The sequence below is a fragment of the Mucilaginibacter roseus genome (assembly GCF_021215455.1).
Taxonomy (GTDB): domain Bacteria; phylum Bacteroidota; class Bacteroidia; order Sphingobacteriales; family Sphingobacteriaceae; genus Mucilaginibacter; species Mucilaginibacter roseus.
Window position 1 is genome coordinate 928,833 of sequence record NZ_JAJPWV010000002.1, and the last position, 25,348, is coordinate 954,180.

At 44.0% G+C, this 25,348-nt stretch carries 28 protein-coding genes; 9 read left to right on the forward strand and 19 right to left on the reverse strand.

Annotated features, from left to right (window positions below):
• Positions 1 to 37: 37 nt before the first annotated feature.
• Complete coding sequence (locus LT679_RS08935; protein ID WP_232177109.1) at positions 38 to 1,765, forward strand: glycoside hydrolase family 3 protein; 1,728 nt, start codon at positions 38 to 40, stop codon at positions 1,763 to 1,765.
• Between the two features lie 544 nt (positions 1,766 to 2,309).
• On the opposite strand, the gene LT679_RS08940 is transcribed toward LT679_RS08935, so the two are convergent.
• The 4 genes from LT679_RS08940 to LT679_RS08955 all read right to left on the reverse strand — a co-directional run bounded on the left by LT679_RS08940 (position 2,310) and on the right by LT679_RS08955 (position 6,522).
• Complete coding sequence (locus LT679_RS08940) at positions 2,310 to 4,352, reverse strand: M13 family metallopeptidase (RefSeq protein ID WP_232177110.1); 2,043 nt, start codon at positions 4,350 to 4,352, stop codon at positions 2,310 to 2,312.
• A gap of 69 nt (positions 4,353 to 4,421) precedes the next feature.
• Positions 4,422 to 5,180: a DUF4846 domain-containing protein gene (locus LT679_RS08945; RefSeq protein WP_232177111.1), complete on the reverse strand. Its 759-nt coding sequence runs from the start codon at positions 5,178 to 5,180 to the stop codon at positions 4,422 to 4,424.
• Positions 5,177 to 5,881, reverse strand: a complete 705-nt coding sequence (locus tag LT679_RS08950; RefSeq protein ID WP_232177112.1) for a M23 family metallopeptidase — start codon at positions 5,879 to 5,881, stop codon at positions 5,177 to 5,179. The genes LT679_RS08945 and LT679_RS08950 overlap by 4 nt, the downstream gene beginning before the upstream one ends.
• A 71-nt stretch (positions 5,882 to 5,952) precedes the next feature.
• Positions 5,953 to 6,522, reverse strand: coding sequence for a pentapeptide repeat-containing protein (locus tag LT679_RS08955; RefSeq protein WP_232177113.1), 570 nt, complete (start codon positions 6,520 to 6,522; stop codon positions 5,953 to 5,955).
• 118 nt (positions 6,523 to 6,640) lie between these two features.
• On the opposite strand from LT679_RS08955, the gene LT679_RS08960 reads away from it, so the two are divergent.
• Positions 6,641 to 7,585, forward strand: coding sequence for a TIGR01212 family radical SAM protein (locus LT679_RS08960; protein ID WP_232177114.1), 945 nt, complete (start codon positions 6,641 to 6,643; stop codon positions 7,583 to 7,585).
• Between the two features lie 106 nt (positions 7,586 to 7,691).
• Complete coding sequence (locus tag LT679_RS08965) at positions 7,692 to 8,921, forward strand: acyltransferase family protein (protein WP_232177115.1); 1,230 nt, start codon at positions 7,692 to 7,694, stop codon at positions 8,919 to 8,921.
• 1 nt (position 8,922) lies between these two features.
• On the opposite strand, the gene LT679_RS08970 is transcribed toward LT679_RS08965, so the two are convergent.
• Positions 8,923 to 9,393, reverse strand: coding sequence for an SRPBCC family protein (locus LT679_RS08970; RefSeq protein WP_232177116.1), 471 nt, complete (start codon positions 9,391 to 9,393; stop codon positions 8,923 to 8,925).
• A gap of 183 nt (positions 9,394 to 9,576) precedes the next feature.
• On the opposite strand from LT679_RS08970, the gene LT679_RS08975 reads away from it, so the two are divergent.
• On the forward strand, positions 9,577 to 11,964 hold the full coding sequence (locus LT679_RS08975; protein WP_232177117.1) for an ABC transporter permease: 2,388 nt from the start codon (positions 9,577 to 9,579) through the stop codon (positions 11,962 to 11,964).
• Between the two features lie 8 nt (positions 11,965 to 11,972).
• On the opposite strand, the gene LT679_RS08980 is transcribed toward LT679_RS08975, so the two are convergent.
• From LT679_RS08980 to LT679_RS09035, 12 genes are all read right to left on the reverse strand, one after another.
• The gene (locus LT679_RS08980) at positions 11,973 to 12,446 is read right to left on the reverse strand and encodes a ribonuclease H-like YkuK family protein (RefSeq protein ID WP_232177118.1); all 474 of its coding nucleotides are present in this window, start codon (positions 12,444 to 12,446) and stop codon (positions 11,973 to 11,975) included.
• A 186-nt stretch (positions 12,447 to 12,632) separates the two neighbouring features.
• Positions 12,633 to 12,908 carry a hypothetical protein gene (locus LT679_RS08985; RefSeq protein WP_232177119.1) on the reverse strand — a complete coding sequence of 92 codons (276 nt, stop codon included), beginning with the start codon at positions 12,906 to 12,908 and terminating at the stop codon, positions 12,633 to 12,635.
• Between the two features lie 4 nt (positions 12,909 to 12,912).
• On the reverse strand, positions 12,913 to 13,146 hold the full coding sequence (locus LT679_RS08990) for a hypothetical protein (protein WP_232177120.1): 234 nt from the start codon (positions 13,144 to 13,146) through the stop codon (positions 12,913 to 12,915).
• A 65-nt stretch (positions 13,147 to 13,211) separates the two neighbouring features.
• Positions 13,212 to 13,550 (reverse strand): MGMT family protein, encoded by a 339-nt coding sequence (locus tag LT679_RS08995; RefSeq protein WP_232177121.1) that lies wholly within the window; start codon positions 13,548 to 13,550, stop codon positions 13,212 to 13,214.
• 5 nt (positions 13,551 to 13,555) lie between these two features.
• Positions 13,556 to 14,203: a tRNA (guanosine(46)-N7)-methyltransferase TrmB gene (trmB, locus tag LT679_RS09000; protein ID WP_232177122.1), complete on the reverse strand. Its 648-nt coding sequence runs from the start codon at positions 14,201 to 14,203 to the stop codon at positions 13,556 to 13,558.
• Positions 14,204 to 14,275: 72 nt separating this feature from the next.
• Positions 14,276 to 14,740, reverse strand: a complete 465-nt coding sequence (locus tag LT679_RS09005) for a hypothetical protein (RefSeq protein ID WP_232177123.1) — start codon at positions 14,738 to 14,740, stop codon at positions 14,276 to 14,278.
• 5 nt (positions 14,741 to 14,745) lie between these two features.
• The gene (locus tag LT679_RS09010; RefSeq protein ID WP_232177124.1) at positions 14,746 to 15,090 is read right to left on the reverse strand and encodes a phage holin family protein; all 345 of its coding nucleotides are present in this window, start codon (positions 15,088 to 15,090) and stop codon (positions 14,746 to 14,748) included.
• Positions 15,091 to 15,143: 53 nt separating this feature from the next.
• Positions 15,144 to 15,410, reverse strand: coding sequence for a YtxH domain-containing protein (locus tag LT679_RS09015; protein WP_232177125.1), 267 nt, complete (start codon positions 15,408 to 15,410; stop codon positions 15,144 to 15,146).
• A 145-nt stretch (positions 15,411 to 15,555) separates the two neighbouring features.
• Positions 15,556 to 16,599 (reverse strand): AI-2E family transporter, encoded by a 1,044-nt coding sequence (locus LT679_RS09020; protein ID WP_232177126.1) that lies wholly within the window; start codon positions 16,597 to 16,599, stop codon positions 15,556 to 15,558.
• A gap of 82 nt (positions 16,600 to 16,681) precedes the next feature.
• Positions 16,682 to 16,882 carry a histidine kinase gene (locus tag LT679_RS09025; RefSeq protein ID WP_232177127.1) on the reverse strand — a complete coding sequence of 67 codons (201 nt, stop codon included), beginning with the start codon at positions 16,880 to 16,882 and terminating at the stop codon, positions 16,682 to 16,684.
• 2 nt (positions 16,883 to 16,884) lie between these two features.
• Positions 16,885 to 18,339 (reverse strand): sigma-54-dependent transcriptional regulator, encoded by a 1,455-nt coding sequence (locus LT679_RS09030; protein WP_232177128.1) that lies wholly within the window; start codon positions 18,337 to 18,339, stop codon positions 16,885 to 16,887.
• A 123-nt stretch (positions 18,340 to 18,462) separates the two neighbouring features.
• Positions 18,463 to 19,239: an enoyl-CoA hydratase/isomerase family protein gene (locus LT679_RS09035; protein WP_232177129.1), complete on the reverse strand. Its 777-nt coding sequence runs from the start codon at positions 19,237 to 19,239 to the stop codon at positions 18,463 to 18,465.
• A 148-nt stretch (positions 19,240 to 19,387) separates the two neighbouring features.
• On the opposite strand from LT679_RS09035, the gene LT679_RS09040 reads away from it, so the two are divergent.
• The 3 genes from LT679_RS09040 (at position 19,388) to LT679_RS09050 (ending at position 21,822) form a co-directional block, all read left to right on the forward strand.
• Positions 19,388 to 21,043, forward strand: coding sequence for a glutamine--tRNA ligase/YqeY domain fusion protein (locus LT679_RS09040; RefSeq protein ID WP_232177130.1), 1,656 nt, complete (start codon positions 19,388 to 19,390; stop codon positions 21,041 to 21,043).
• Positions 21,044 to 21,187: 144 nt separating this feature from the next.
• Positions 21,188 to 21,481: a hypothetical protein gene (locus LT679_RS09045; protein WP_232177131.1), complete on the forward strand. Its 294-nt coding sequence runs from the start codon at positions 21,188 to 21,190 to the stop codon at positions 21,479 to 21,481.
• A 128-nt stretch (positions 21,482 to 21,609) separates the two neighbouring features.
• Positions 21,610 to 21,822 carry a hypothetical protein gene (locus tag LT679_RS09050; RefSeq protein ID WP_232177132.1) on the forward strand — a complete coding sequence of 71 codons (213 nt, stop codon included), beginning with the start codon at positions 21,610 to 21,612 and terminating at the stop codon, positions 21,820 to 21,822.
• Between the two features lies 1 nt (position 21,823).
• On the opposite strand, the gene LT679_RS09055 is transcribed toward LT679_RS09050, so the two are convergent.
• Entirely contained in the window at positions 21,824 to 22,651 is an 828-nt protein-coding gene (locus LT679_RS09055) for an N-acetylmuramoyl-L-alanine amidase (RefSeq protein WP_232177133.1), read from the reverse strand.
• 86 nt (positions 22,652 to 22,737) lie between these two features.
• On the opposite strand from LT679_RS09055, the gene LT679_RS09060 reads away from it, so the two are divergent.
• Together LT679_RS09060 and LT679_RS09065 are read left to right on the forward strand one after the other, a co-directional pair.
• Positions 22,738 to 24,333 carry an anti-phage dCTP deaminase gene (locus LT679_RS09060; protein ID WP_232177134.1) on the forward strand — a complete coding sequence of 532 codons (1,596 nt, stop codon included), beginning with the start codon at positions 22,738 to 22,740 and terminating at the stop codon, positions 24,331 to 24,333.
• Between the two features lie 5 nt (positions 24,334 to 24,338).
• Positions 24,339 to 24,500 carry a hypothetical protein gene (locus tag LT679_RS09065; protein ID WP_232177135.1) on the forward strand — a complete coding sequence of 54 codons (162 nt, stop codon included), beginning with the start codon at positions 24,339 to 24,341 and terminating at the stop codon, positions 24,498 to 24,500.
• Here LT679_RS09065 and ypfJ read toward each other — a convergent pair.
• Positions 24,492 to 25,343 (reverse strand): KPN_02809 family neutral zinc metallopeptidase, encoded by an 852-nt coding sequence (gene ypfJ / locus LT679_RS09070; RefSeq protein ID WP_232177136.1) that lies wholly within the window; start codon positions 25,341 to 25,343, stop codon positions 24,492 to 24,494. The two genes, LT679_RS09065 and ypfJ, sit on opposite strands and share 9 nt — an antisense overlap.
• Between the last annotated feature and the right edge of the window lie 5 nt (positions 25,344 to 25,348).

The following is a 25,348-nucleotide window of genomic DNA, read 5'->3' on the forward strand; positions in this document are numbered from 1 at the left end:
CAATTGATAGGATTAGCAGATTAATTACATTTGAGCTATGAAAGGATATATTCCGCGTATAAAATACTTACTGCTAACACTAATATTTTTTACATATCATTCTACGTTTGCTCAAAAAACCGGCTTTGTACAATCACTTTCGCAGCAAAACCGCTGGGTTGATTCGGTTTACGATGAGTTGAGCACCAAAGAGCGCATTGCCCAATTATTTTTTGTTCGCGCCCATACCAATAAAGGCCGGGCTTATGAGGATTCGGTTGAAAACCTGATCAAGGAACAGAAAGTTGGCGGCCTGGTATTTTTTCAGGGCGGGCCCGGCAGGCAGGCGGCATTAACCAACAGGTATCAGCGCGCATCAGAAGTACCCCTGCTGGTATCAATGGATGGCGAATGGGGCGTGGGTATGCGGCTTGATTCGGTGATCAATTACCCTTATCAGATGACGCTTGGCGCCATACAAGATAACACGCTGATCTATAAAATGGGGCAGATGATTGGCCGCGATTTTAAGCGCCTCGGCCTGCAAATGAATTTTGCCCCGGTAATGGATATTAATAATAACCCGAGCAATCCGGTTATTAATTACCGCTCATTTGGCGATAATCGCTTTAACGTAGCGCGTAAAGGTATAGCCTATTTTCAGGGCATGCAGAATGAGGGTATTTTGACCACCGCCAAGCACTTCCCCGGGCATGGCGATACCAATGTAGACTCACATGCCGATTTGCCGATACTGCCCTTTACCCGCCAACGGTTAGACTCGTTGGAGATGTACCCCTTCCGTGAAGCGATAAACGCAGGCCTGTCTGGTGTAATGGTTGCGCACATGAACATACCCGCGCTCGACTCGGCCAGGAACCGCCCCTCAACCCTATCGCGACCCATTATAACCGGAATACTTAAGGACTCACTAAAATTTAAAGGGCTGGTGGTGTCCGACGCGATGGAGATGAAAGGCGTAACCAAGTTCTTCCCCAATGGAGAGGCCGATGTACAGGCTTTTTTAGCCGGAAACGATATACTTGAGCTCTCCGAAAACTCTGAACGCGCCATCAAACTCATTAAAAAAGCGCTTCGTAAAAAACTGGTAAGCGAAGAAGAATTTGCCGCGAAGGTTAAAAAAGTGCTTGCCGCCAAATACTGGGCTGGCCTGAGTACTTATAAAGCCGTACCCACACGTGATGTACTGCCGTTTATTAACCGTGCCGAATCAAAGGCGCTTATACAACAATTGAGCGATGCGTCAGTAACATTGTTGAAGGGTAACAATACTTCCCTGCGGTTAAACCCATTAGTTAAAACGGCGATTGTTAATATCGGTATCGACCGTATGACTACCTTTCAGCAGGAACTTTCGCGCTGGTACCCGAACAGCATGTTGTTTGTGGTAGGAAAAACTACCGCCGTGCGCGATTTAAATGCCATGCTGGTTAACCTGAAGAAGTACGACCAGATATTTATCTCTATATATGATACCCGCAGTCGTCCGCAAAGCAAACTGGATTATAACAGCGATATTAAATTCCTGATAGCGCAACTGGCAGCGCAGCCTCGCGTGGTAACTACCGTTTTTGCAAACGCTTATACCCTTGCCGGTTTACCGGGCATCGAGCGTAGCGGTGCGTTAATGGTTTGCTACCAAAATACCGAGGAGCTACAACGCTCCGCAGTAAAGATCATCACGGGCCAAATAAAGCCGGTGGGCAAGTTACCGGTAAGTGTAAACAGCTTTTTTCCTACGGGGACAGGGGTGTTGTTGCCGTAGTTTGAGTTTACTTTTGATCGGCACAATTTAGTTTGTTATTAACGCTGAAATAAATTTTTGTAGAACGCTCTAATTAATGATTGTGCTTTTTTATCGTTAGTCTGCTCTTGGCCGCAGGCGCCAGTTACTTTGTCTTAGACACAAAGTAACCATACTAAGCGTAGCGATCTCATGAACACCTTAAAAAAACAAATAATTAATGTGAATAACGTCAAGCCGGAAAAAACCTTCCACCCACAGGCCATACTCCCTGGCCCGGTTTTCCGGCAGTACAACGCTCTTTGTATAATTTATCGTTCTATAGTTACGCGCACAAACCGTAAATAACCTATAATACCGGCATCAGGAATGCCCGGAGCAGCACAAGCCCTGCCAAAGCATAACCTTTCACCGGGCAGGACGTAGCCGGCGATTTTTGTTTCTTTTGATCGCTCAAAAGAAGTTTAGGACAAGTTATAAAGACGAGCTTTCTTACATAGATAAAACTATACAAAAAGAGCTACTCAGTTTTGAGCAGCTCTTTTTTAATAATACTATGTGAGTTTTACCAAACTTTAACCTGATCCTTTTCGGCGCGGTACATTTTGTCGCCGGGTTTCACGTTAAAGGCCTTGTAAAATGCCGGGGTGTTTGACAACACGCCGTTTACACGGAACATTTCAGGCGAGTGCGGGTCAGAGCTGATGCGTACACGCATGGTTTCATCACTGCTTTTTATGCGCCATACCTGGGCGTACGACAGGAAGAAACGCTGATCGGGCGTAAAGCCGTCAACCTTTTTGTCGCCTTTGCCCTGCTCCGTATTTTTGAATGCCTGGTAAGCTATGGCTACACCGCCAATATCGGCCAGGTTTTCGCCTTGCGTAAGGCTGCCGTTTACATGTAAGCCGTTAAGCACCGTGTAGCCATTATACTGGTCAATCATCACCTGTACCTTGCTTTTAAATTTGGCAGCGTCGGCGGCAGTCCACCAATCCTTCAGATTGCCTTGTGCATCATACTGGCGGCCCTGGTCATCAAAACCGTGGGTCATTTCATGGCCGATAACAGCACCGATCGCGCCGTAGTTAATGGCATCATCAGCATTCTTATCAAAGAACGGAAACTGCAGGATACCTGCCGGGAAAACGATCTCGTTGAACGATGGGTTATAATAAGCATTTACTGTTGGCGGTGTCATCCCCCACTCCGTTTTATCAACCGGCTTGTTCACCTTGGCAATCATTTCCTTATAGTCGTGCTTGGCAATTGATTGCAGGTTTTTGTAATAAGCACCCTTGCTGATCTCTACATCATCATAATTCTTCCACTTATCAGGATAGCCGATTTTTTTAATGAAAGCGTTAAGTTTTTCGAGCGCCTTCTTCTTAGTTTCAGGGCTCATCCAGTCCAGCTTTTCAATACGGTCCTTGTAAACCGCCTGCAAGTTGTTTACAAGTGTAAGCATACGTTCTTTAGCTTCAGGCGTAAAATATTTTTCTACATATAGCTGACCCAGTAATTCGCCTAAGCCGCCATCAACCTGCGATGCCATATCTTTCCAACGCTCTTTTTGCTCCTTTTGCCCGTACAGGGTTCTACCATAAAAATCAAACCTTGCATCCCTGAATTTTTTGCTCAGATCGCCTGCTGCGCCATTTAGCACGTTAAAGGCAAGCTTGTCCTTCCAAACGTCTATCGGTTGCGATTTAAGCAAACCGTTAAGCGCTTTATAATACCCAGGCTGACCAACCAATACCGTATCTGTACTCAACTGCATGCGAGTAAATACATCTTTCAGATCAATATCCGGAACCATCTTTTGCAGATCAGCCACCGCGAACTTGTTATAGTTGGCGTTCGGGTCGCGCAGCTCAACCGGGGTACGGTGCGATTTGGCTATGGCCGTTTCCAAAGCTAAAATACCATTAGCTTTTTTAGCTGCGTTTGCTGGCGTTTCGCCGGTATATTCAAATAGTTTGGCAATGTATTTTACATAGGCCTTTCGGATAGCCTCTTTATCCTTATCAAAGTAGTAATCGCGGTTAGGCAGGTTAAGTCCGGCCTGGTCAAAGTGCGCCTTGTTCTTCGAGCTTTCCTTGTCATCAGGCGATACATAAAAGCCTAATAAGAAGCCGTCGCCATCTTTATAACCATCAGCAGCGAGGGCTATCAATTCTTTATGGTCTTTAACCGCCTTTACTTTGGCAAGCAGCGGCTTTACAGGGTCGTAACCCAGTTTTTCCATTGCCACGGTATCCATACCGCTGGTGTACAAATCGCCAACTTTTTGCTCGGTGCTGCCCTGCTCGTTCCCTTGCTTGGCAATAGCTTCGAGTATTTGGTGCAGGTTTTTCTGGTTATCATCATACAGGGTGTAAAATGATCCCCAACCGGTTTCAGATGGTGGTATCTTGGTTTTCTTCATCCAACTGCCACTGGCATATGAAAAAAAGTCGTCGCCCGGCTTAACGGTGGTATCCATGGCGGTTTTGTCAAAGAAAACGGTACGCGCGGGTGGTTCGCTGGTAGCGTCCTTTTTGTTTGAATTACAGGCCGCCGCCGAAACAGCAACCGAGGCAAGCATTGCCCAATGGGTTAACTTCATAATAAAATAGGTTCAGTTATTAATATATCACTAATTGACGTATTATTTTGCAAAATGTTACCATGCACATCAAAATCGTTTTAAACATGTTTTGTCGATCAGTTCGCCATAAGGTATTGCGGTTACCTGATCTAAACTAAACCAGGGCCCTCTATAATCACGTAACACCTGTATGCTTTGTGCGGGCATAAAGCTCTGTGCGAGCACAAATTGTTTTTTGCCTGCTGCGTTGGCGGCTACATCCATCACAATAAAACAATGGCCCGGTGAACCGCCCCTAATAAAAACATCCCCGGCTTTAATATCAGCCGCGTTGGTTACCGGTTTAAGCTCCTTCTCTAAAGATAAGGTGCCAGCGTATGAGAACACCAAATTCATGTAATTCATAAAACCTGTGTAGCTGTAATCATTAGCGGCTTTTTTAACCCATTTACCGTTGCTGTATCGATAGCCATTAGCAAAGTGAAGATAATCACATTTAAAACCGCTGGTAAAGTTGAAGCTGATTTCCTTATACTTTTTCTGCTGATACAGGTACTCGCCGCGTAAGCGCATAACCGCGTCAGCACATTGTTGCAGGTCCTGCTTGCCAATGCTCATATCAACCACGGCGGCGGTGTATGCATCGGTACGGGCAATATTGCCTTGGTAGGTTACTGTATGCGCACCTGCAGGTTTTAACGGTAGTTGTTGCAACCAGGCGCCAAATGAGCCGGCGGCAGGTTGCACTCGTTTAAAGCCATTATTTAATTTAAAACGTTCCGTAATTCCGGCTTTGAATGCAAATACCGAACTAAGAATTAAGGCAATGGCGATAAGGTGTTTCATAAGTGTGCAGCGTTTACCAGTTTATTATATGGATTAAATGGAACCGGAATATTATCAGCCAGTGAGAATGCCGAAAAGTGCAAATGTGTAGGCGAACGCTTCTTATAAGCACTGAAACCGGTACGACCGACCTCGGCTATTTTTTGGCCTTGCTTTACCTCGTCGCCCGGCTTTACAAATAACTGCCTGTTGTGCGCATAGTAGGTAACATAATTATATCGCGGATGATATACCCAAATGTACTTTCCGCCACGCAGGTTGCTGCCCGCATCCCAAACATTGCTGCAAGCTATTACTACGCCATCATCAACACTCAATACATCAATGAGCTTGTTTGTGCGGTCGTCCAGATCATTTTGGTCACGATCTGTTATAAAAATATCATGCGCCGGATGTGCCTTATGTTTATTACCATCCAGGTAATTATATCCTTTACTGATGTAACCGTTGCCATTTACCCCGCCTATGGCATTAGCGCGATAGCCCTTTAGCGGAAATACCCATTGCGCATGTTTACCGGCCACAGGCACGGCATTCAGCTGTTTTATCAATACCCCAAATTGAGCTAACGCTGCCTTACGATCAATTGTACCATTAAGCACCTTGGTATTAAGCGTGTTTATTTTGTTGCAGATACTTTGCCTATCTGTTTGTAGAAAGCCAAGGGTAACGGCTAATGCAAGTAGCAGCGTTTTGAGCATAAGGTTTATATATGCCACATTAACGCTCAAACTAACCGGTTAGTTGTGCAAGGATAAATATATTTTTCTGCTTATCCCTCTATCCTGAGATCATACTTAGCTAACAATCCCGGCAAGCCATGTATCGAGAAACGCGCCTTTTTCAAAGTGTTCTCATCCGGATCGATAATATAATTGTAGGAAGTCCTCAAATCAGCATTTTTGAGCAAAGTATAGCTAAAAACAGCACGATGCAGATCGCAGTTGGCAAATAGGGCATCGGTTAAGTCACATTCGGTAAGGTCGGCTTCCTTTAATGAGCAATCAGTAAAGCGCGCGCCTTTATTCTTCTTTTTATAGAAGATAGCATTATTGAGCTTGCATCCCTCAAAATTTACCCCGAATAAAAAATCGAGCGCCTTGCTAAAATCCAAACCGGTAACATTACAATCTTTAAAGAAAGCATCCTGAAAGCCGGTTTTAAAAATAACGGCCCGTTCAAGATTACACCGCTCAAACTGGCAGTTAATAAAAGTGATGCTCGACATATCTGCATCGGGCAGTTCGCAATCAATAAACTTACAGTTATCGAAAGTTTGCGCAATACCGGCAAGGCTTGTGATAGCGGTAAAAGTTTTATCCTCTTCGATGTGGTTAAGCATGGTGGAAAATTAATTATTTTTCTTTTACAGACATTGCCATTATTTTACCCAGCTGCATCATCAAAGCATTATTAGTATCTTTGTAGCTTACATTAGTTTACATTGCAATAATAGATAAGTGGAAACAGCAGAAGTAAAACAGGGATTTAAAGGATACAATAACTACGGTGCGTGGTTGCGCGAAAAATATGCAGGGCAGCGCGTATTCAAAGTAATTGTTGACGGTGGTTTTACCTGCCCCAACCGCGATGGCTCAAAAGGCTACGGTGGCTGCACTTATTGCAATGTTGATTCGTTTACGCCCTCGGTGTCACGAAGCACACCTAATTTGCGCGAACAGGTTGAGCAAGGTATGGAGCGCGCCATAAAAGGCAATAAGGCCGATAAATTCATCATTTACTTTCAGCCCAACACCAACACCTACGCCCCTACGCATTATTTAAAAATGATGTATGATGAGGCGCTGAGCATCAACACCGAAAATATTGTAGGCCTGTCAGTAGGTACCCGCCCCGATTGTATTGACGCTGAAAAGATAGCCTTACTTGAAAGTTATACCGACCGTTTTGATGTTGACCTGGAGATGGGTATGGAATCTATCTATAACGACACCCTGAACCAGATAAACCGTGGCTGTACACACGATGATTTACTGAATGCCCTGAAACTGGTGGAGAACAGCAAGCTGGATATTTGCGTCCATACCATCTTCGGCTTCCCCTGGGAAACACGTGAGATGATGCTGCGCTATGCCGACGAAATCAACCGCCACCCGCAGATCAAGTTCGTTAAGTTCCATCACCTGCATATTGTTGAAGGCTCGGTAATGGGGGTTAAATATAAACGCGACCCATTTAAACTTTTTACGTTGGATGATTATGCCGAATTTTTGTGCGAGCTGTTACCAATCGTTCGCCCGGATGTGGTAATACAGCGCCTGTTTGGCCTGAGCGATCGTGAACTACTGATAGCCCCTAACTGGCAGCTCAAAAAATCAGAAATACAGTATTATATCGATAAGAAGATTTTGGATAGAGGAGTGATACAGGGCTCGGCCTTGTAAATCCCCACACGCGCGCAAGTAAAACAATGCCAGCTTATTTTATGGTACTCCGTTTGCGACATTAATTGTTTAAACTATTGACGTAAACCCTAAATAAAGTACTGCTTTGTCACAAAACCGCTTGCAAAATTACTTTCCGGCGTTAACCGGCGTACGCGCGCTGGCCGCATACCTTGTATTTGTATCCCATTATTTCTACGTTTTTGGTGAAAATTTTTCCCAAATTGGGCAACGCTTCTTTGGTGAATTCCACATCGGCGTAACTATCTTCTTTGTTTTATCAGGTTTTTTAATCACTTACCGGTATTATAACAACTTCCATTTAACTAAGGACTGGTTTAAGCAATACCTGAAAAACAGGGTAGCACGCATATACCCAATGTATGCCTTGCTTACCCTTGGTGCCTTTATTTATTTTTTCGCCACCGGCGATCAAAGCATCACTAAAGGCTACAACCCATACGCTATGCTGGCCATGAACATCACCTTTGTACGCGGCTTTTTTTATAGCTTTTGGGATACGGGCATAGCGCAGGGCTGGTCGCTCACGGTTGAGGAGTGCTTCTATTTTTCGGCTCCCTTCGCCTTTTTTATCATGCAGCGTTACCGTAAGTTTTGGCTACAACCGGCCCTTATAACAGGCTTTGGGGCGATGCTGGTGGTAATATTCAGCCGGGTAGATTGGTACGGCTTCTTTGGCAACTTCACCTTTATGATGTTGTTCACCTTTTTGGGTCGTTGCTTTGAGTTTTTTGTGGGGATGCAGTTAGCACTTTATGTTTTGGGCAAAGGCTTTGTGCGCACCAATAAGGTAAAATATTCGTACCTGGGTTTATTCCTGATGTTTGGTTGCGTTTTTATAATGGCCCTGCAAACCCCGGCTAAAGGCTGGCCTACCGGCCTGCAAAGCCCGATAGGCGTTTTTACCAATAACTACCTGTTACCTGTTTGTATAGCCTTGTTTTTTTATGGATTACTTACCGAAACTACCATCCTTAAAAAATTACTGGCTAATAAATTTGTTGAACTGCTCGGCAAAAGCTCATACATATTTTATTTGATACACCTGGGCTGGATGTATAACCTGCTGCACGGTTGGTTTAACCACGCCAACGATTATGCGTTTGAGCTATACGACAAATGGGGTAAAGACTGGTATTCACCTTTCGAGAATGACCCGATCAACCTGTTGTATGCTTTTGTGATATTGAACATCATCTCCATCATCCTGTACAAACTGGTTGAGGAGCCGCTGAACCATTACATTCGCAAGTCAGACTTCCTGATCAAAAACCCAAAGAAGAACCCGGAGAATAAGTCCGTATTAATTCAATAAATTAAAGCTTGCCGAACATTTTTTCAATTGCCTTTTCGCGGTGGCTGAAAATGTCATTAACTTTTTTGCGTACCAATACTTTGTTGGCAATAGTGCCTACCGCGCCGTAAGGTATGGCGTAGGTGAGCTTGTCAGTCATGTGGATGCCGCCTTCAATCTCCCTGAAGTGGTGCTCGTGGTGCCACATGGCGTACGGCCCGAAGCGCTGCTCATCAATAAAATAGCTCTTATCTGCCGCAATGTGGGTTATCTCGGTGGTCCAGCGCATTTTTATGCCGAACAAGGGCGATATATTGTAGGAGATCAGCATCCCCTCGTACATCTTAGTACGCTCCGTATAGTCGGACGTAATAACGAAACCCATGCCAGGCGGCGTGATCTTGGCCAAATTAAGCGGTGACGAAAAGAAATCCCATGCCTCGGCATGTGAAATCGGGATCGCCTGCTCCCATATAAAAGTGTACGTTTTCACACTGCTAATAACACGTAAGTTTAAGAATGGTTGTGCCCGATAAGTAAAACAAACCGTACGTCAAAAGCGAACGCACCGTTCAATATCGTACACTTAGACTGCTTACATCTACCTGAAATACAATTTATTATACATTGGCTTAAATTATGTGCAAATTGAGCGTTAGCTAACCTTTATTTGTTCATGATGACCGGTATTGACGTAAAAATAGCGCTGCGCACTTTTTTAAGAGGCAAATGGTACAACTTTTTAAACATTACCGGGCTGGCGTTAGGGCTCGCAGCCTTTATTGCAGTTACCCTGTATGTTGATAATGAAACCAGCTATGATACCTGGAACAAAAATGCCGACCGTATATTCTTAGTTGAACGCGAAATGCTTAACGGTCCGTCAGCTTATACCCCGGGCAAACTGGCGGCTGAAATAAAAGCGCAATGCCCCGAGGTAGAGGAAACGGGCCGCATGAACACCGCTTTGTACCAACTGCCTTTCCATACGCCAAACGGTCGTTTTATGATCAGAAAATGGGTAGGTGCTGATTATTCCATCGCCAAAATATTAGGTATAAAACCCAAAGGTTTCAATTTGGATGCAGCCAGCCCGACCACTACGGTGTTGCTTTCTAAACAAACGGCTGCAGCGCTTTTCCCGCATGACCGCGTGGTGCAGAATAAAACGGTGAACATGATGGCGAAAAACGGTATGCCGATGATAGTTGCAGGCGTGGCCGAAGAAGCACCCGGAAAAACAAATCTTAATTTCGACTGCATAGGCTTTGACGCGGATATCACGCAGGGTAAAGACCAAAGCTATGCTAACCAGATATATCAAACTTATATTCTGGTGAAACCGGGTACAAACATTCAACTACTTTCCTCAAAAATCGACAAGGTGTATAAACAGGCCGTACAAGCCGATACAAGCCTGGTGGCTAAACAATCCATCACCTTGTCATCAACCAAACCGGCTATTTACTTGGATCCTTTAAAAAACCTGCACTTAAAGCCACATTACGGCTCACAGGTTAATGCGCAAATTGTAAAAAGCCTGGTTATACTGGCTATTATCATACTGATTGTAACCGGTGTTAACTTTACCAATCTTTATGTTTCGCGGGCTAATAAACGCTCAAAGGAGATCGGTATTAAAAAAGTGAACGGCATAGTAAAACGCCAGATCATTATCCAGTTTTTGCTGGAGATATTTTTGCAATGCCTGGTTGCGTTAGCCTTTGCTTTGGCGGTAGTTACCTTGGGTTTGCCTTACTTAAACCAGCTACTCGGCGTAAACTTGTTGATTAGCAACATGGGTGTAAATGTCATTATCCAACTTCTTGCAGCTTTACTAATACTCACACTAATAGCAGGCATCTACCCGGCAACTATTATGGCTGGTTTTAAACCGATAGAGGTGTTAAGAGGAAACCAGTTTGTTGGCAGGGATACTTTTATGTGGATGAGAAATGGAATAACAGCTTTGCAGTTCACCTTTGCCATAGGCTTTGTAATTACGCTGATAGTCATTAATCAGCAGGTAAATTACATGAGGACTGAAGATACCGGCTTCACCGCTAAGCAGGTAGTATATGTCGAAAATCTCGCCATCTATAACCATCCGGACAAGTTCGAAACGGTAGGCAACCGCATTAAAGCTATTACAGGCGTAAAAAGTGTTAGCGTGGCATCAACCGTGCCGGGCGGTTATGTACCGGCATCTTACGAGTACAATGTGAGAAACAAAGCGTACTCTCTGCAAACCATAGGCGTAGGTTATGATTACTTTGAAACGTTGAATATCGGGTTAAAAGAGGGGCAATTCTTCTCTTCAACCTTTAAGGCTGATTCCACTAACGCGGTAATTAACGAAACAGCAGCAAAGGCGATGGGGCTCACCAACCCGCTTGGTGCCTTGGTACAAGGATGCGGTGGTAACTACAAAGTTATAGGCGTTGTAAAGGATGTTAAAGAAAACGGCTTTGAAAGCAACATACAGCCCACCATTTACCTGATGAACGCCGGCTGCAATTTGCTGAAAACGCAAATTATGATTAGCGCGGAGAGTAAAGCTATACCAGCCATGCTGGCCACGCTAAACCGGCAATGGAGCGACATTAATAAACTGGATGGCGATAATTTTAATTACCACTTTTTAGATGAAACTTATGGCAAGCTGTTTATCAAACAGGAGCAGTTACGATCTGTTCTCAGTTACTTTTCTGCATTGGCTGTGTTTATAGCCTCATTAGGTTTCTTTGCTTCGGCAGCACAGGCCATACGTTTGCGGATGAAGGAGATCACCATCCGAAAGGTTTTGGGCGCTAACAGCAGCCAGTTGCTGGTAACTTTAAGCAAGCCGTTCTTTTACATCGTTATAATAGCCAACATTATTGCCTGGCCTGTGTCACTCCTGGTAACTAACCGCTGGCTGGAAACGTTTGCCTATCGCATTCATATCTCCTTTACGCCGTTTGCCATGGCGCTATTCATTTCCATAGCGATTATAGCCATAACCGTTTGCCTGCAAATTGTACGGGCAATCCGGTTTAATCCGGCATCAAAGCTTAAAGTATAAGCTGCGGGTTACTGCACCATTTTATTGGCACAATACGAGCTTGCAAATGCCTCAGGTTTTGCTTTGAACACAAAGCCCATGCTCAAGATGTAACCCATAGCTTCGTGCAGGGCCTGGTTGCTTTTAAACATCGGGTTGGTGTTAATATCAGCATGTACCTCCAGGTCAACATCATAAAGGTCCAACAGATCACAAAGGCGGTAGGCTGTGTCAATTGATTTTTGCACCTCGGTCAGCATACGCTCCTTAATACTCATTTTTTGCGATGTACGCTCCTGGTGGATGAACATAAATCCGCCGCGCTGCTCACGAATAAAAACGATAACGGTAGCAAAATCAGTAATAGCGCCTTTTACCTGCGAGTCGGTGCCGATGCATACTTTAAGTTTGTTGCCCAGTTGTGTTTCACGTTCTATGGCGTGCTCAACTTCTTCGAGGATAGGCGTTTGGATCACTTCTCCGCTGAATTTTCTCCAGGTCATATAAAAATGTTTTTAGGTATAATTTATAGTGACCCTTTGTAGGTCAATAAAAATAAGCCATAACATTTCATATTTATATCAATAAGCAGTTATTTATTTGTTAACATTAACGTGATTATCAACACGATACGGGTAAATCACCAAGAGCGAAAAGCCCTTTGCATTATTGCAAAGGGCTTTTTGTGATTATTGTTTATCACCGCCGTCGGTACCGGTTTTTTCGCCATCGCCATTACCTGCCGGCTCTCCACCATCAGGTTTTATAGCATCAGGCCCGCTCCGGCCTACGTCAGGATCAGTTCCTGCTCCTTGGTCAGTTAATGTGTCATCCGGTATTCCGGTTGAGTCGGTTTCGGTTACCGCTGTTGTGTCGGTTGCCCCCTCTTCCTTTTGTTCACCTCCACCGCACGCCGTGAACGCTACGCTCATAGCAAGCCCTGCAATTAAAATATACTTCTTCATGAGCTTATTGTTGGGTTTGAGCCGAATCGGCATTTGTACTTGGTAAATGATCAACGCCACCGTTGCTTGAGTGGTCAACCCCGGTGCTGCTGGTATCCATACCTCCACGAATTACCGAATCATTCTGTAAGGTATCTGAAACTGAAGTATCACCGCCAGCCTGATTGGTATTTGTACCGCCGCACGAGGATGCAGCTACTGCTACGCCCATGCAAACTATCATTATCAACTTTTTCATAAATAGATGTTTATTTAAAAACACAACTATTTACCAATAGTTTAAATAATTTCTAATTATATAAATCAATCGCGCGAAAGTTCTATAGACGGATCCCAAAAAGCTTCTTTAAAATTCCGTATTTTATTATCCTCAACCCTAATGCCTTCGCTGGCCAGCATCTGCTCCATGAGGTCGAAAGAAGCGAAATGAAATTTGCCGGTTAGTAGGCCCTGGCTATTTACCACCCGATGTGCGGGTACCGGCGGATATGCCGCGCCTGAAGCACCCATGGCATAACCTACCACCCTGGCCGAACGTTTTGTACCCAGGTAATTGGCGATAGCGCCATACGAAGTTACCCGCCCGGCCGGTATCTGCCGCACTACTTCATACACCCGGTCAAAAAAGTTCTCTTCGGCCATTTTTGTTAAAAGGAGAATTTCAGGTAATTGATGTTTTTGTTATCCTGCAGGTATTTACGCTCGTAATAAGTTTTGATGGAAAGTACATTATCCGCATAATCAGATTTGTATAGGTCCTCCGTACGCACATGTAGCTTTAAACCTAACTCCTCAATCTTTTCGGCAGTATAGGCGTGTAAGTCATCATTATCCGTTTTAAGATTGATGAACCCGCCTGGCTTAAGTATCTGTTTGTATTTTTCGAGAAAGCGTGGTGAAGTTAAACGCTTCTTTTCGCGGCTCAACTGTGGCTGCGGATCAGGAAAGGTAATCCAAATCTCATCAACCTCGCCGGGTGCAAAATAATCAAGTATAGTTTCAATTTGTATGCGCAAAAACCCTACGTTAGCAACACCCTCTTCAATAGCGGTTTTAGCTCCGCGCCAAATGCGGTTCCCCTTGTAATCAACGCCTATAAAGTTTTTTTCCGGAAATATGGTAGCCAGGTTAACAGTATACTCGCCTTTACCGCAAGCCAGCTCAAGCACCACGGGATTGTTGTTCTTGAAAAAGGCGGTAGCCCATTGGCCTTGCATTACCTTGCCTTCGTCTAACTGCAAAACGTTGCTAAAGGTTGCCACTTCGGCAAACCTCCGTAATTTATCTTTACCCACTTAAAAATATTAAAGTGCAAAAATAACTTTCGCCGCAGCCATTAGCAAATGCGGTTAACGCAATAATAATGGTTAGTATGTTTCGGAATATGGCGGAGCAGTAGGACTTGGAGGAACAACAACCGTTTCGGCAACAACATCAGGCTTTTTCTTTTTAACCAGATTGTTGAACAAGCCTTTTACTTTGCCCCAAACACCTGTAACAGAATCTTCGCTGATATAGGTTGATGCCTTTTGCGAGATAACGCTCACCAGTGCCTTAACTAAAAAGTTTGAGCTTTTAAACAGGGTTTTATTGAGTGTTAGTGGTAAAAGGAAACGTGAGATCAGGCCTAAAAAATCCTGCTTAAAAAAGCCTGCGCCTTTAACCCCGTCAAGCGTTGCTGATTTTGGGAAAATAGAAAGGGCAGTAGCGAATAATGCAGACGGACTGCTAAAGCGGAGTTTTAAAGCCGTTGATTGTACATCTTCAGCAATTGTAAGCCTCGCAATTTCACTTCTCAGATCGTCGATATTTTTAATTGGAATGCCAGCCATTGCTTTTATTTGAAGATTTTTTTGATGAAACCATTTATTATCGGCTTTTCAAAGCTACCCTTTGCCGCCAGAATGACGATGACGATAAGCAAGTAGAAGCCGGCTACCGCACCAAAACCCTTCCAGTAAGAAGCAAAAACATCTGCCAGGAACAATGCCAGCGTAAAGCTTGCGAACAAAAAGGTTACCGCTGCTATAATAACAACAATAAGATCAATGATGATGCTGGCAATAATTGACGATCCCTTTTCAATAGCCTTGTACTTGGCAAGGGTAAAGCGGGTTTCGGCATATTCCTTCAGCTGATCAATGATCGGCTGGGCTGTTGCAGTGTCTTTTTTTTCTTCCATAGGTTAGAGGTAGTATTTAAGGGCCCCGCTAAACGGGGCCGGTAAATGTATGTTTATGCGTGCTCCAGGTCGTCCTGGTACTCTTCTTCAGCACCTTTAATTTTTGTTTTGATATTTTGAACAACCCTGTCTTTAAAACCTACCAGGTTATCAATTTCGGCAGCAGCTGTGTCCTTAATTGAATCACCAAGATTTTTTAATGAATCGCTGAGTTTGTCACGGGTTTCAGAGCCTTTATCAGGGGCAAATAATAACCCTAATGCCGCGCCTGCCGCTAATCCTGCCAGCAAGGCAACTACTGTTTTTGTGTTGTCGTTCATATCCTATAAATTTTCAAGTTGACGATTTTGTTTTAAAAATTAATTAAATACTTTACCAATAAGGCAATACATCATTTTTGACGACTAAATATGTAATTATTTAACCGTTTTTTGCCCTTTATAGTTTACAGTACTTGAAAATAATTTAAAGATCGGGCCCGGTACGAATGCGCTCCAGGCGCTCGGCCGCCATACGGTTGGTCTGGTAAATTTCAACCAGCAGCAGGAAGTACGATAGCAGCAGCGGGCCAAAAACCAAACCCAGAATTCCGAATAGCGGCAGGCCTATAAATACCCCTACCAACGATATAAGCGGGTGAGTATTGGCAATACGTTTGTTGATCGCCATGCGCAAAACATTATCTACATTACCAATAAACAGCACACCGTAAGCTATCAATACCACGCCCTTTATGGCATGCCCATCGGCCATTAATAAAAGCCCGGCAGGTATGGTTAGAGTTGGAGCGCCCACAACCGGTAAAAACGAAATAAACGTGCCTATAACGCCCCAAAAGATCGGGTCGGGTATACCGAATATCCAAAAACCGTTGGCCAGCAGCACGCCCTGTACTATTGATATAATACCCTGCCCTAAAACGTTAGAGTAAGTGGAGTTACGCAATTCCTGCGCGAATTTTAAAGCATGTTGCTCGCGTACCGGCGCGTAGCGCAGCATACCGGCCTCAAAACTGCGCATCTGTACAAACATAAAATATAGGATGAAGTACATGAACAGCAAGATAACCACTATGTTGGCCGCACCACCTATAATGGAGGGGAATAGCTCGGTAGCGTAATCGCTTAGTTTTTGCACGGCTTCTTCAGCAAAATGCGGCCGGTTCAAATTAGCGCCGGTAAAAGCATCAATCTTTCTGAACCACCGTTGCAGCAACAGCGTATCGGCGTTAAGCTCGGCAATTTTATTGATCACCATAAAGCTGAGCAGCAGAAAAGGGATAACAATAACAATAAGCGATGTTACGATAACGCCTACTGCCACAACCGGACCATTAAGCCCGCGCTTTTCAACCAGGTAAATATACGTGGAGCGGAATATGGTATATAGCACCACTGCGCCGAGTATGGAACTAAACAGTCCGCTTAAGGCGTATAGCAAAAAACAGCCAAGCACAATAATGCTGACCAATATGATATTGTTGCGCTGCTTATAACTAAAAACGGACATGCGAAAAAAAAGGTGAAAGCGAACGCTATCCTAATAAACAAACAAGGCAAAATGTTTTATAGAAGTTGTATAAGTTTACCTGCTATTGCTTTACGGCCATAAGCTCCTGTATTTTTTTACAGCTTATGGCTATCGCTTCCAGGTAAAAGCGGTAATCTTCTGTAGGGTCAATCACCTCATATTTCAACTGCTCAAGGCACAGGTTGATATTGGAGAGCTGGTTGTTCACATCGTGCCTGAGCAAACTCAGGGCTTCGTCGTGCTGTTCGGTACCTTCGGCCATGATTATTTACCTGCGTTAATAGCCTTCATTTTATTATAGAGCGTTTTCCGGTCAATCTTAAGAATTTCGGCGGCACGGGTTTTATTAAAATTCACCTCGCGTAGTACACGCAAAATAGTTTCGTATTCTGCCTCAAGCGCGGCGTTCTTCAGGTTATGCTTAACCTCTTTAACCTCAACCGGTGCTGCCTGCTGTGCTGATCCGCTGGCAGCCGGCACGGTATCGAGCACCGGCATTTTATAGTTAGACAGCTCAAGCGGCAGGGCCTTTAACGGCACTTCACCACCCTCGGTAAGCAGTGTAGCCCGGCGTACAATATTTTTCAGCTCGCGGATGTTGCCCGGCCAGCGGTAGTTCATAAAACATTCCGTAACTTCCTCTGAAAAGGCCGTCACGTTACGCCCCAATTCTTCATTGGCGATGTGTAAAAAGTGCTCGGCAAGTGCAATAATATCATGCCCGCGATCGCGCAGGGGTGGCATGTAGATGGCAAACTCGTTAAAGCGATGGTATAAATCCTCACGGAAACGGCCTTTGTTGATGCCGTCCTGCAGGTTTTCGTTAGTAGCCACAATAATACGTACATCCAGGTCGATCTCTTTAGTACTGCCAATACGTTTTACCTTACGCTCCTGTACGGTACGCAGTAAGGCAGCCTGTATATCATATGAAAGATTACCCACCTCATCTAAAAAAAGCGTGCCGCCGTTAGCCATTTCAAAGTGACCGATTTTGGTATATAATGCCCCGGTGAACGATCCTTTTTCGTGGCCAAAGAATTCGCTTGCGGCCAGTTCCTTCGTAAGCGACCCGCAGTCCATAGCAATAAACGGTTTGTTGGCCCGTGGGCTAGCCACGTGTATGCTTTTGGCAACGGCTTCTTTACCGGTACCGCTTTCACCCAATATAATAACGCTGTAACCGGTTGGGGCAACCAGGTCAATCTGGCGGGCAAGCTCCTTTGAGGCGCGGCTTGTACCTACCACAAACTCGCCACCCATTAAATGCTTTTTGCCGTTTTTCTGCGCTGCTGCCGCCGCAGATTTTTCGGGCACTACTACCGGCAATTCCTCTTCTTCAGCCTGGGCAAGCGCGTATTGGGTTTCAATAGCCTTATTGATGGTATTTAATATCTCATCGGGATATAATGGTTTGGTGATGTAATCGTACGCGCCCATTTTAATGAGCTCCACAGCCATTTTAATATCTGAATAACCGGTAATAATAATTACACCCGTTTTAGGATAGTTGGTTTTTATATGACGGAGCATTTCGCGGCCGTCGGTATCATCTAACCTATAATCGCACAATACGAGGTTGTATTCTCCGTTCTTTAAACTCTCAAGGCCATTGGCCCCGTTTGAAGCGGTAACCACATCAAAGCCATTTCGTGTTAGAAATTTCGACAACAACAAGGCAACATTCACTTCATCATCAATGATGAGAATTCTTTTCATACAGCAAAATAGTGTTTAAACAATAAAAAATGCAAGCCGCAAATGCAATCTGCAAGTTTTATGTTTTATACTTCAAATAATTAATTTAGGTTACAAAAAAATATAACCACCGGGCAATTACGATTATTCACCCTTAAAATCGGGCTTTCTTTTATCTATAAAGGCGCTTATACCTTCGCGTGTATCGGCGGTGTTAAAGCAATCAGCAAACTGGTCAATTTCGGTTTCAAAACCATCAGGTGTACCGGCCGCATTCACTGCCTTTATAGCGGCAGCAACGGCAAGCGGGGCACGGCTCAATATCTTCTCCAATATTTCTTCCGCCTTGTTCAGCAGTAACTCCTGCTCCGTAACATGATTAACCAAACCAAAATCAAGTGCCTGCGTGGCGGTTATCATATCAGCGGTCAGGATCATTTCCAGCGCACGGCCGCGGCCAATAAGTTGCGTAAGGCGTTGCGTGCCGCCGTAGCCGGGTATCAAACCTAAAGTAACTTCAGGCAAACCCATTTTTGCGTTGGTTGAGGCTACACGGATATGGCAAGCCAGCGCTAACTCAAGCCCACCGCCTAAGGCAAAGCCGTTTATAGCGGCAATAACAGGCTTGCTGCCCTGCTCAATAACGTTAAAAACCTGGTGTTGCGCAACTTGTGCCATTTGCCGGCCGCCTTCGGCATTAAGCGGGGCAAACTCTGCTATATCCGCACCGGCTACAAACGCTTTTGGTCCGCTACCGGTTATAATGATGCCGCCAACATCAGCGTTAGCAAAAGATTGTGTGAGCGCCTCGCCAAGTTCGGCAAGTGTAGCTGCATTAAGCGCGTTGAGTTTACTTTCACGATTAATTGTAATATAACAAATACGCGATCGTATCTCAACGAGTATATTTTTTAGGGGCATGCTGCTAATTTAGGGCTTAAACTATAAAAATAACAAATATGTAGGGTAATTTAACATTGCCGATGTTCATAAATCAATAAAGAAACAACCACATGCACCGGGCAAGCACCATTTTTTACGTAGATTTGCCCTTTGTTAATACTTAACCATGAGCGAAGAAAGATCGTTAAATTTTATTGAAGAAATTGTTGAAGATGATATAAGTGCCGGTAAGCACGGCGGCAGGGTGCACACCCGTTTCCCGCCTGAGCCGAACGGCTACCTGCATATCGGCCACGCCAAATCCATATGCCTGAACTTTGGACTTGCCAAAAAGTATGGCGGCAAAACCAATCTGCGTTTTGATGACACCAACCCGGTTACCGAAGATACCGAATACGTAGAAAGCATTAAGGAAGATGTGCGCTGGCTGGGCTTTGAATGGGCTAATGAGCTTTACGCATCTGACTACTTTGACCTGCTGTACGCCTTTGCGTTAAACCTGGTTCGCCAGGGGTTAGCTTATGTTGATGACAGTACACCCGAAGAAATAGCTACCCAAAAGGGTACACCTACCGAACCGGGTACGCCTAACCAATACCGCAGCCGTAGTATTGAGGAGAACGTACAATTGTTTGAGGATATGAAAGCCGGCAAATATCCGGATGGCGCTAAGGTGCTGCGTGCAAAAGTTGACCTGGCATCGCCCAACATGCACATGCGCGACCCGATCATGTACCGTATAAAACATGCCAAGCATCACCGTACCGGCGATAAATGGTGTATTTACCCAATGTATGACTTTGCCCATGGCCAGTCGGACGCTATTGAGGAGATCACCCACTCCATTTGTACGCTGGAATTTGTGCCGCACCGCCCGCTTTATGAGTGGTTTATTGATAAGCTGGAACTCTTCCCATCGCGCCAGTACGAGTTTGCCCGCCTTAACCTGAACTATACCGTTATGAGCAAGCGCAAGCTGCTGCAACTGGTTAACGAAGGGTTTGTTGAGGGATGGGACGACCCGCGTATGCCAACGATCAGCGGTTTACGTCGCCGTGGTTATACTCCGGCCAGCGTTCGGGAGTTTTGCGAACGCATTGGCGTAGCCAAACGCGAAAACATGATTGATGTTAGCTTGCTTGAGTTCTGTATCCGCGAGGATTTAAATAAAACCGCCTGGCGTCGTATGGCCGTGCTCGACCCGGTAAAACTGGTAATCACCAACTATCCGGAAGGGCAAACCGAAACCCTGCATGGTGAAAACAACCCCGAGGTTGAAGGCGGTGAAGGTGGCCGTGATATACCTTTTAGCCGCGAACTTTGGATAGAGCGTGAGGACTTTATGGAAGTTCCGCCTAAAAAATTCTTCCGCCTGGGTGTTGGCCTGAGCGTAAGGCTGAAAAATGCCTACATTATAACCGGCGAAAGTGTGGTTAAGGACGCTGAGGGCAACATCACCGAGATACATTGTACTTACATCCCCGAATCAAAATCGGGCAGCGATACAAGCGGCATCAACGTAAAAGGCACTATACACTGGGTAAGCGTTCCGCATGCCCGAACCGCAGAAATAAGGTTATACGACCGTTTATTCCGCGTGGAAGACCCATCAAACGAAGATGGTGATTTCAAAGAATACATTAACCCGGATAGCCTGAAAATAATAACCGGCTTTATTGAGGAAGACCTGACCACGGCCATCCCCGGCAAGGGTTACCAATTCATCCGTAAAGGTTACTTTACGCTTGATAAATACTCCACTGCCGATAAACTGGTGTTTAACCGTACGGTTACGCTTAAAGACGGTTGGGTGAAGAAATAAACTTCCTTTTAATTAAATACAAAGCGGGCTATTTTTGATAGTCCGCTTTTTTTGTGGCTGGCAATCAGCATGTATCAGTTTTGTTATTTATCCGCTTTAAACCCATAAGTGGTTTCTCGATCATACCTGCAAAACATATCACAAATGAAGAAAGTACTTACCATAGCAGCTTCGATATTTTTTATCGTAGGCTGCACTGTACAACGATTACATCCTGTGACCATTGGCATGTCTGAAGAACAATTTAAAATTGAACATAGCAAAAGTAAAATAGTAGAAATGTCAACCGATCGAACTGTTTATAAAGATTGGGATCGCAGCTCTATACCTGAAGACTATGTTGTAAAATTTTATTACTTCATTAAAAGTAAACTTGTATTGATGGATGAGGGTTTTTTGCCTATTGGCGCTACAGTCCGCGTACCAACACCGAGGTAAAAGCGGTCATTTAACCGGTTCTTTTACATCCCGACACCCTTTCCAATTATATCATGAAAAACACAATTATAATACTCGGCTTGTTTCTAATAACAAGCTGCTCAATACCATCGCCTGTTTATTTAGGTATGGGCGAAAGACAATTCATTGTAGAGAACATAGACTCTAAAGATGAAATTGCCGAGATGAATTCAAATCGCACAGTGTATAAAGTGCCTTACCATATTGGTGGGAGCAACTTTGGTTATAAATTCTATTATTTCAAAGATGGCAAACTCACAGCGATGGACGAAGGCTTTATACCTCTTGGCTCAAAAACAGCTGTACCTACACCTTTGTAAATCAGTATTTTTGGTAAACATTATACAGCACATTCAGGTCGAGTTGTGATAATACCGGTGAACTGTCGGCCTGAATAAAGTGATTTTTAAAAGCTGATATGGCGGCGTTGAGGTTGCTGGTGTCATAGCCGATCAGGCGCAGGGCGGTGGCTACATCAAAGCCCTCGGGCGCAAGTTCGAGCACATCATTACTCCAATAGCCAAAGCCTTTTTCAGCCAGCTTTTTCCAGGGGAAGTGTTTGCCGGGGTCAACCTTGCGGGTAGGTGCCAAATCCTGGTGACCGATGAAATTGGCTGTTGGTATGTTGTAAGTTTTTTTAAGATGAGCTAACAGTATAATCAGGCTGTTGATCTGTGCATCACTGAACGGCGACCGGCCATTGTTGTCCAACTCGATACCAATGGATGAACTGTTAACGTCCGTACCGTTACCCCACTTGCCCGAGCCACCATGCCAGGCACGCAGATAATCGTTCAGCATGTGATAAATGCGACCATCCCCGCCGATAACATAGTGGGCGCTCACCTGCGTTTTGGCGATGGTAAACGTTTTAAGCGTTTGCGCTACCGAATCCTGCGCGGTATAGTGGATTACCACGTAATTAGGCTTGCGCAGATTAAAATTCACCGTACCCACCCACTCGCTGGCCAGCTTACGCCCCAGGCTATCCGTCAACACCACCGGCTCGGTTTGCAGCAACGTTTGCGCAAACGCCTCGGCCTGCTCGTTGTACACCTTGTTGGTTGCCGCATACGGCCCTTTTTTTGGGGAACAGGCGGTGGTAAGGATGAATAAAGTAAGGATTATGTAGAGGTGGAGTTGTTTCATGAGTACAAATCTATTAGTAAATTCTTTTTCCAAATTGTAAATGTTTTAGGTATTATTATATTCGTGTAAATCTAAACTTTTACAAAATGTCTTCAGCTCTTCAATTAGTAGAACATTCAAGTTCCTTATCTGACACAAAAGGTCAAACGACACGTCAAAAAGTAGAAAATACGCTTACATCTGAATTGATTATAGGGATATGTGCTCCAATTGGATCGATGCGTGAAATTGTAATTGAAGAAATTAAGAATAATTTAGAAACTAACTATGAATATAGTGTAGAGGTAATTAAATTAAGTGATTTTATCAGTTTATATTACAAAGAAGAAATACAACAAAAAGCAGGGCAAACAGCACCATTTACTGAATTAATATATAAAATTCATGGTGGTGATCAGTTACGAATAAAAACAGGTAGTAGTTCTTGCTTAGTCGAGTTGGCTATCATGCAAATCTTAAAAAAACGTTTAGGAGGTGCTGAAATCCCTGAAAATAAAGACATCAACACCATAGTAAACCAAATCAAAAGCGAAAGAAAGTGCTATATAATAGATTCTTTAAAAAATAAAGAAGAACTAGAGTTATTAAGATCGGTTTATGGTAGCATTTTCTATTGCTTTAGTATTTTCTCCCCTGATTCTGTAAGAAAAAAAATATTAAATCAAAAAGATCTCTCAAACTCAGAAGTTGAAAAGCTAATCTCCACTGATGAATTTGAAAATAATACCCACGGCCAAAATGTAAGAAATACGTTTATTGAAGGAGACTTTTTCATAAGAGTTTCTGATGACAACAAGGACTATGTACCACAAAAAATATCAAGATATTTAAATATAATATTTGAAAGTGAGATAATTACTCCTACTCCCAATGAGATTGCCATGTATGAAGCCAAATCCGCAGCAGGAAATTCTGCATGTTTATCACGACAAGTTGGCGCGGCTATTACTAATGAAAAAGGAGAAATAATATCTCGAGGTTGGAATGATGTACCTAAGTTTGGAGGCAACTTATATAAAGATGGTGATTCGGAAGATAATAGATGTATTACTTCTGGATTATGCAGTAATGATTTAAAAAAAGACGATTTAACAGAAGACATTGTCAAAGCACTTGTTTCTGATAAAGAATTAAAACACTCTCTATTTAATGATATAGACATTACGCCTGAAACATCCTTATTTAAGAGTATTCAGTCAATCATAAGGAAGAATTCAAAAGTGAAAGACTTAATTGAATTTTCAAGATCCGTACACGCGGAAATGCATGCGATAATAATTGGCAGCCAACTAGGAGGTAGAAGGATGATTGATGGCAAATTATTCTGCACAACATATCCTTGTCATAACTGTGCCAGACATATAATCGTAGCAGGAATAAAGGAAATTTATTATATTGAACCTTATAAAAAAAGCTTAGGAACTATATTACACGAAGATGCTTTAACAGAGGACGAAAACTCGCCAAATAAAACGAAAATATTAATGTTCGACGGAGTCGCCCCCAGAAGATATTTAGAATTTTTTTCATTAAAAAGTCCAAGGAAAGACAATGAAGGCAAAATTATAAAAATTGAAAAAACTAAGATTTCTCCTAAAACAAGATTAACTTTGCAATCGTTACCAACACTAGAAATGCAATCTATTCATTCACTATCTGAATCTGGATTATTGGATAATTAATTGTTATGAAAAAAAACGATCAGTCAAAATCAGCACAACTAGCTTTGGATCTTTCAAGCAAAAAAAGTGCAAGCACTCCACAAAACAATGCTAAAGTTGTGAACATGGCTACACATGCAAACAAAGCATTCGTTTCATTTATTGTTAAAAATTCGAAATCATTTTAACCCCATCTCCGCAAAAGTATCGCCTTGCTTAACATCACCTGTTTCGTAGCCTTTTTTAAACCAGTATTGGCGTTGGGCGCTGGTGCCGTGGGTAAAGCTGTCGGGTTCTACGCGGCCGGTGCTTTGTTTTTGCAGGCGGTCGTCGCCTATTTGATTAGCGGCGTTCAGAGCTTCGTCAATATCACCGGGTTCTAAAACGTTCTTGGTGCTTTCTTCATAGTGGGCAAATACGCCTGCATAAAAGTCAGCTTGTAGCTCCAGCGCTACCGATAGTTTGTTGTATTCTGTCTCGCTCACGTTGCCGCGGGCACGCTCCAGCTTGGCGCTGGTACCCAGCAGTTGCTGTACATGGTGTCCGACCTCGTGCGCAACCACATAAGCGCGGGCAAAGTCGCCTGCAGCGGCAAAGCGTTGCTCCAATTCATCAAAAAAAGTAACATCAATATATACCTTGCGATCGCCGGGGCAGTAAAAAGGCCCGGTTGCCGATTGGGCAAAGCCGCAACCTTCGGTTTGTACGCCGTTTTCAAAAAAGTGCAAGGTGGGTTCCTCATAGGTTTTGCCCATTTGCTTAAACAACTGGCCCCAGATATCCTCGGTATCGGCAAGTACCACGCTTACAAACTTTTGCTGCTGGTTGTTGGGATCAATGCCCGGTGTTGTATTGGTTTGCCCGCCTTGCTGCTGCTGCATTCCGCCAAGCAATGCGGATGGGTCAATCCCTGTAAAGAAGTAGATAGCGGCGGCAATAATACCTACCACGCCACCACCCAATGCCAAACCACGACCACCGCCACTGCCTTGTTCGGTATTACTACTTTCGCGCCTGCCAAGCCATTTCATGTTAT

Excerpts from the sequence above, each read along its gene's own strand:
- LT679_RS08935 (WP_232177109.1), top strand. The coding sequence starts at position 38 with ATGAAAGGATATATTCCGCGTATAAAATACTTACTGCTAACACTAATA.
- LT679_RS08940 (WP_232177110.1), bottom strand. The coding sequence starts at position 4,352 with ATGAAGTTAACCCATTGGGCAATGCTTGCCTCGGTTGCTGTTTCGGCG.
- LT679_RS08945 (WP_232177111.1), bottom strand. The coding sequence starts at position 5,180 with ATGAAACACCTTATCGCCATTGCCTTAATTCTTAGTTCGGTATTTGCA.
- LT679_RS08950 (WP_232177112.1), bottom strand. The coding sequence starts at position 5,881 with ATGCTCAAAACGCTGCTACTTGCATTAGCCGTTACCCTTGGCTTTCTA.
- LT679_RS08955 (WP_232177113.1), bottom strand. The coding sequence starts at position 6,522 with ATGCTTAACCACATCGAAGAGGATAAAACTTTTACCGCTATCACAAGC.
- LT679_RS08975 (WP_232177117.1), top strand. The coding sequence starts at position 9,577 with ATGATGACCGGTATTGACGTAAAAATAGCGCTGCGCACTTTTTTAAGA.
- LT679_RS08980 (WP_232177118.1), bottom strand. The coding sequence starts at position 12,446 with ATGACCTGGAGAAAATTCAGCGGAGAAGTGATCCAAACGCCTATCCTC.
- LT679_RS08985 (WP_232177119.1), bottom strand. The coding sequence starts at position 12,908 with ATGAAGAAGTATATTTTAATTGCAGGGCTTGCTATGAGCGTAGCGTTC.
- LT679_RS08990 (WP_232177120.1), bottom strand. The coding sequence starts at position 13,146 with ATGAAAAAGTTGATAATGATAGTTTGCATGGGCGTAGCAGTAGCTGCA.
- LT679_RS08995 (WP_232177121.1), bottom strand. The coding sequence starts at position 13,550 with ATGGCCGAAGAGAACTTTTTTGACCGGGTGTATGAAGTAGTGCGGCAG.
- LT679_RS09005 (WP_232177123.1), bottom strand. The coding sequence starts at position 14,740 with ATGGCTGGCATTCCAATTAAAAATATCGACGATCTGAGAAGTGAAATT.
- LT679_RS09010 (WP_232177124.1), bottom strand. The coding sequence starts at position 15,090 with ATGGAAGAAAAAAAAGACACTGCAACAGCCCAGCCGATCATTGATCAG.
- LT679_RS09015 (WP_232177125.1), bottom strand. The coding sequence starts at position 15,410 with ATGAACGACAACACAAAAACAGTAGTTGCCTTGCTGGCAGGATTAGCG.
- LT679_RS09020 (WP_232177126.1), bottom strand. The coding sequence starts at position 16,599 with ATGTCCGTTTTTAGTTATAAGCAGCGCAACAATATCATATTGGTCAGC.
- LT679_RS09025 (WP_232177127.1), bottom strand. The coding sequence starts at position 16,882 with ATGGCCGAAGGTACCGAACAGCACGACGAAGCCCTGAGTTTGCTCAGG.
- LT679_RS09030 (WP_232177128.1), bottom strand. The coding sequence starts at position 18,339 with ATGAAAAGAATTCTCATCATTGATGATGAAGTGAATGTTGCCTTGTTG.
- LT679_RS09035 (WP_232177129.1), bottom strand. The coding sequence starts at position 19,239 with ATGCCCCTAAAAAATATACTCGTTGAGATACGATCGCGTATTTGTTAT.
- LT679_RS09040 (WP_232177130.1), top strand. The coding sequence starts at position 19,388 with ATGAGCGAAGAAAGATCGTTAAATTTTATTGAAGAAATTGTTGAAGAT.
- LT679_RS09045 (WP_232177131.1), top strand. The coding sequence starts at position 21,188 with ATGAAGAAAGTACTTACCATAGCAGCTTCGATATTTTTTATCGTAGGC.
- LT679_RS09050 (WP_232177132.1), top strand. The coding sequence starts at position 21,610 with ATGGGCGAAAGACAATTCATTGTAGAGAACATAGACTCTAAAGATGAA.
- LT679_RS09055 (WP_232177133.1), bottom strand. The coding sequence starts at position 22,651 with ATGAAACAACTCCACCTCTACATAATCCTTACTTTATTCATCCTTACC.
- LT679_RS09060 (WP_232177134.1), top strand. The coding sequence starts at position 22,738 with ATGTCTTCAGCTCTTCAATTAGTAGAACATTCAAGTTCCTTATCTGAC.
- LT679_RS09065 (WP_232177135.1), top strand. The coding sequence starts at position 24,339 with ATGAAAAAAAACGATCAGTCAAAATCAGCACAACTAGCTTTGGATCTT.
- ypfJ (WP_232177136.1), bottom strand. The coding sequence starts at position 25,343 with ATGAAATGGCTTGGCAGGCGCGAAAGTAGTAATACCGAACAAGGCAGT.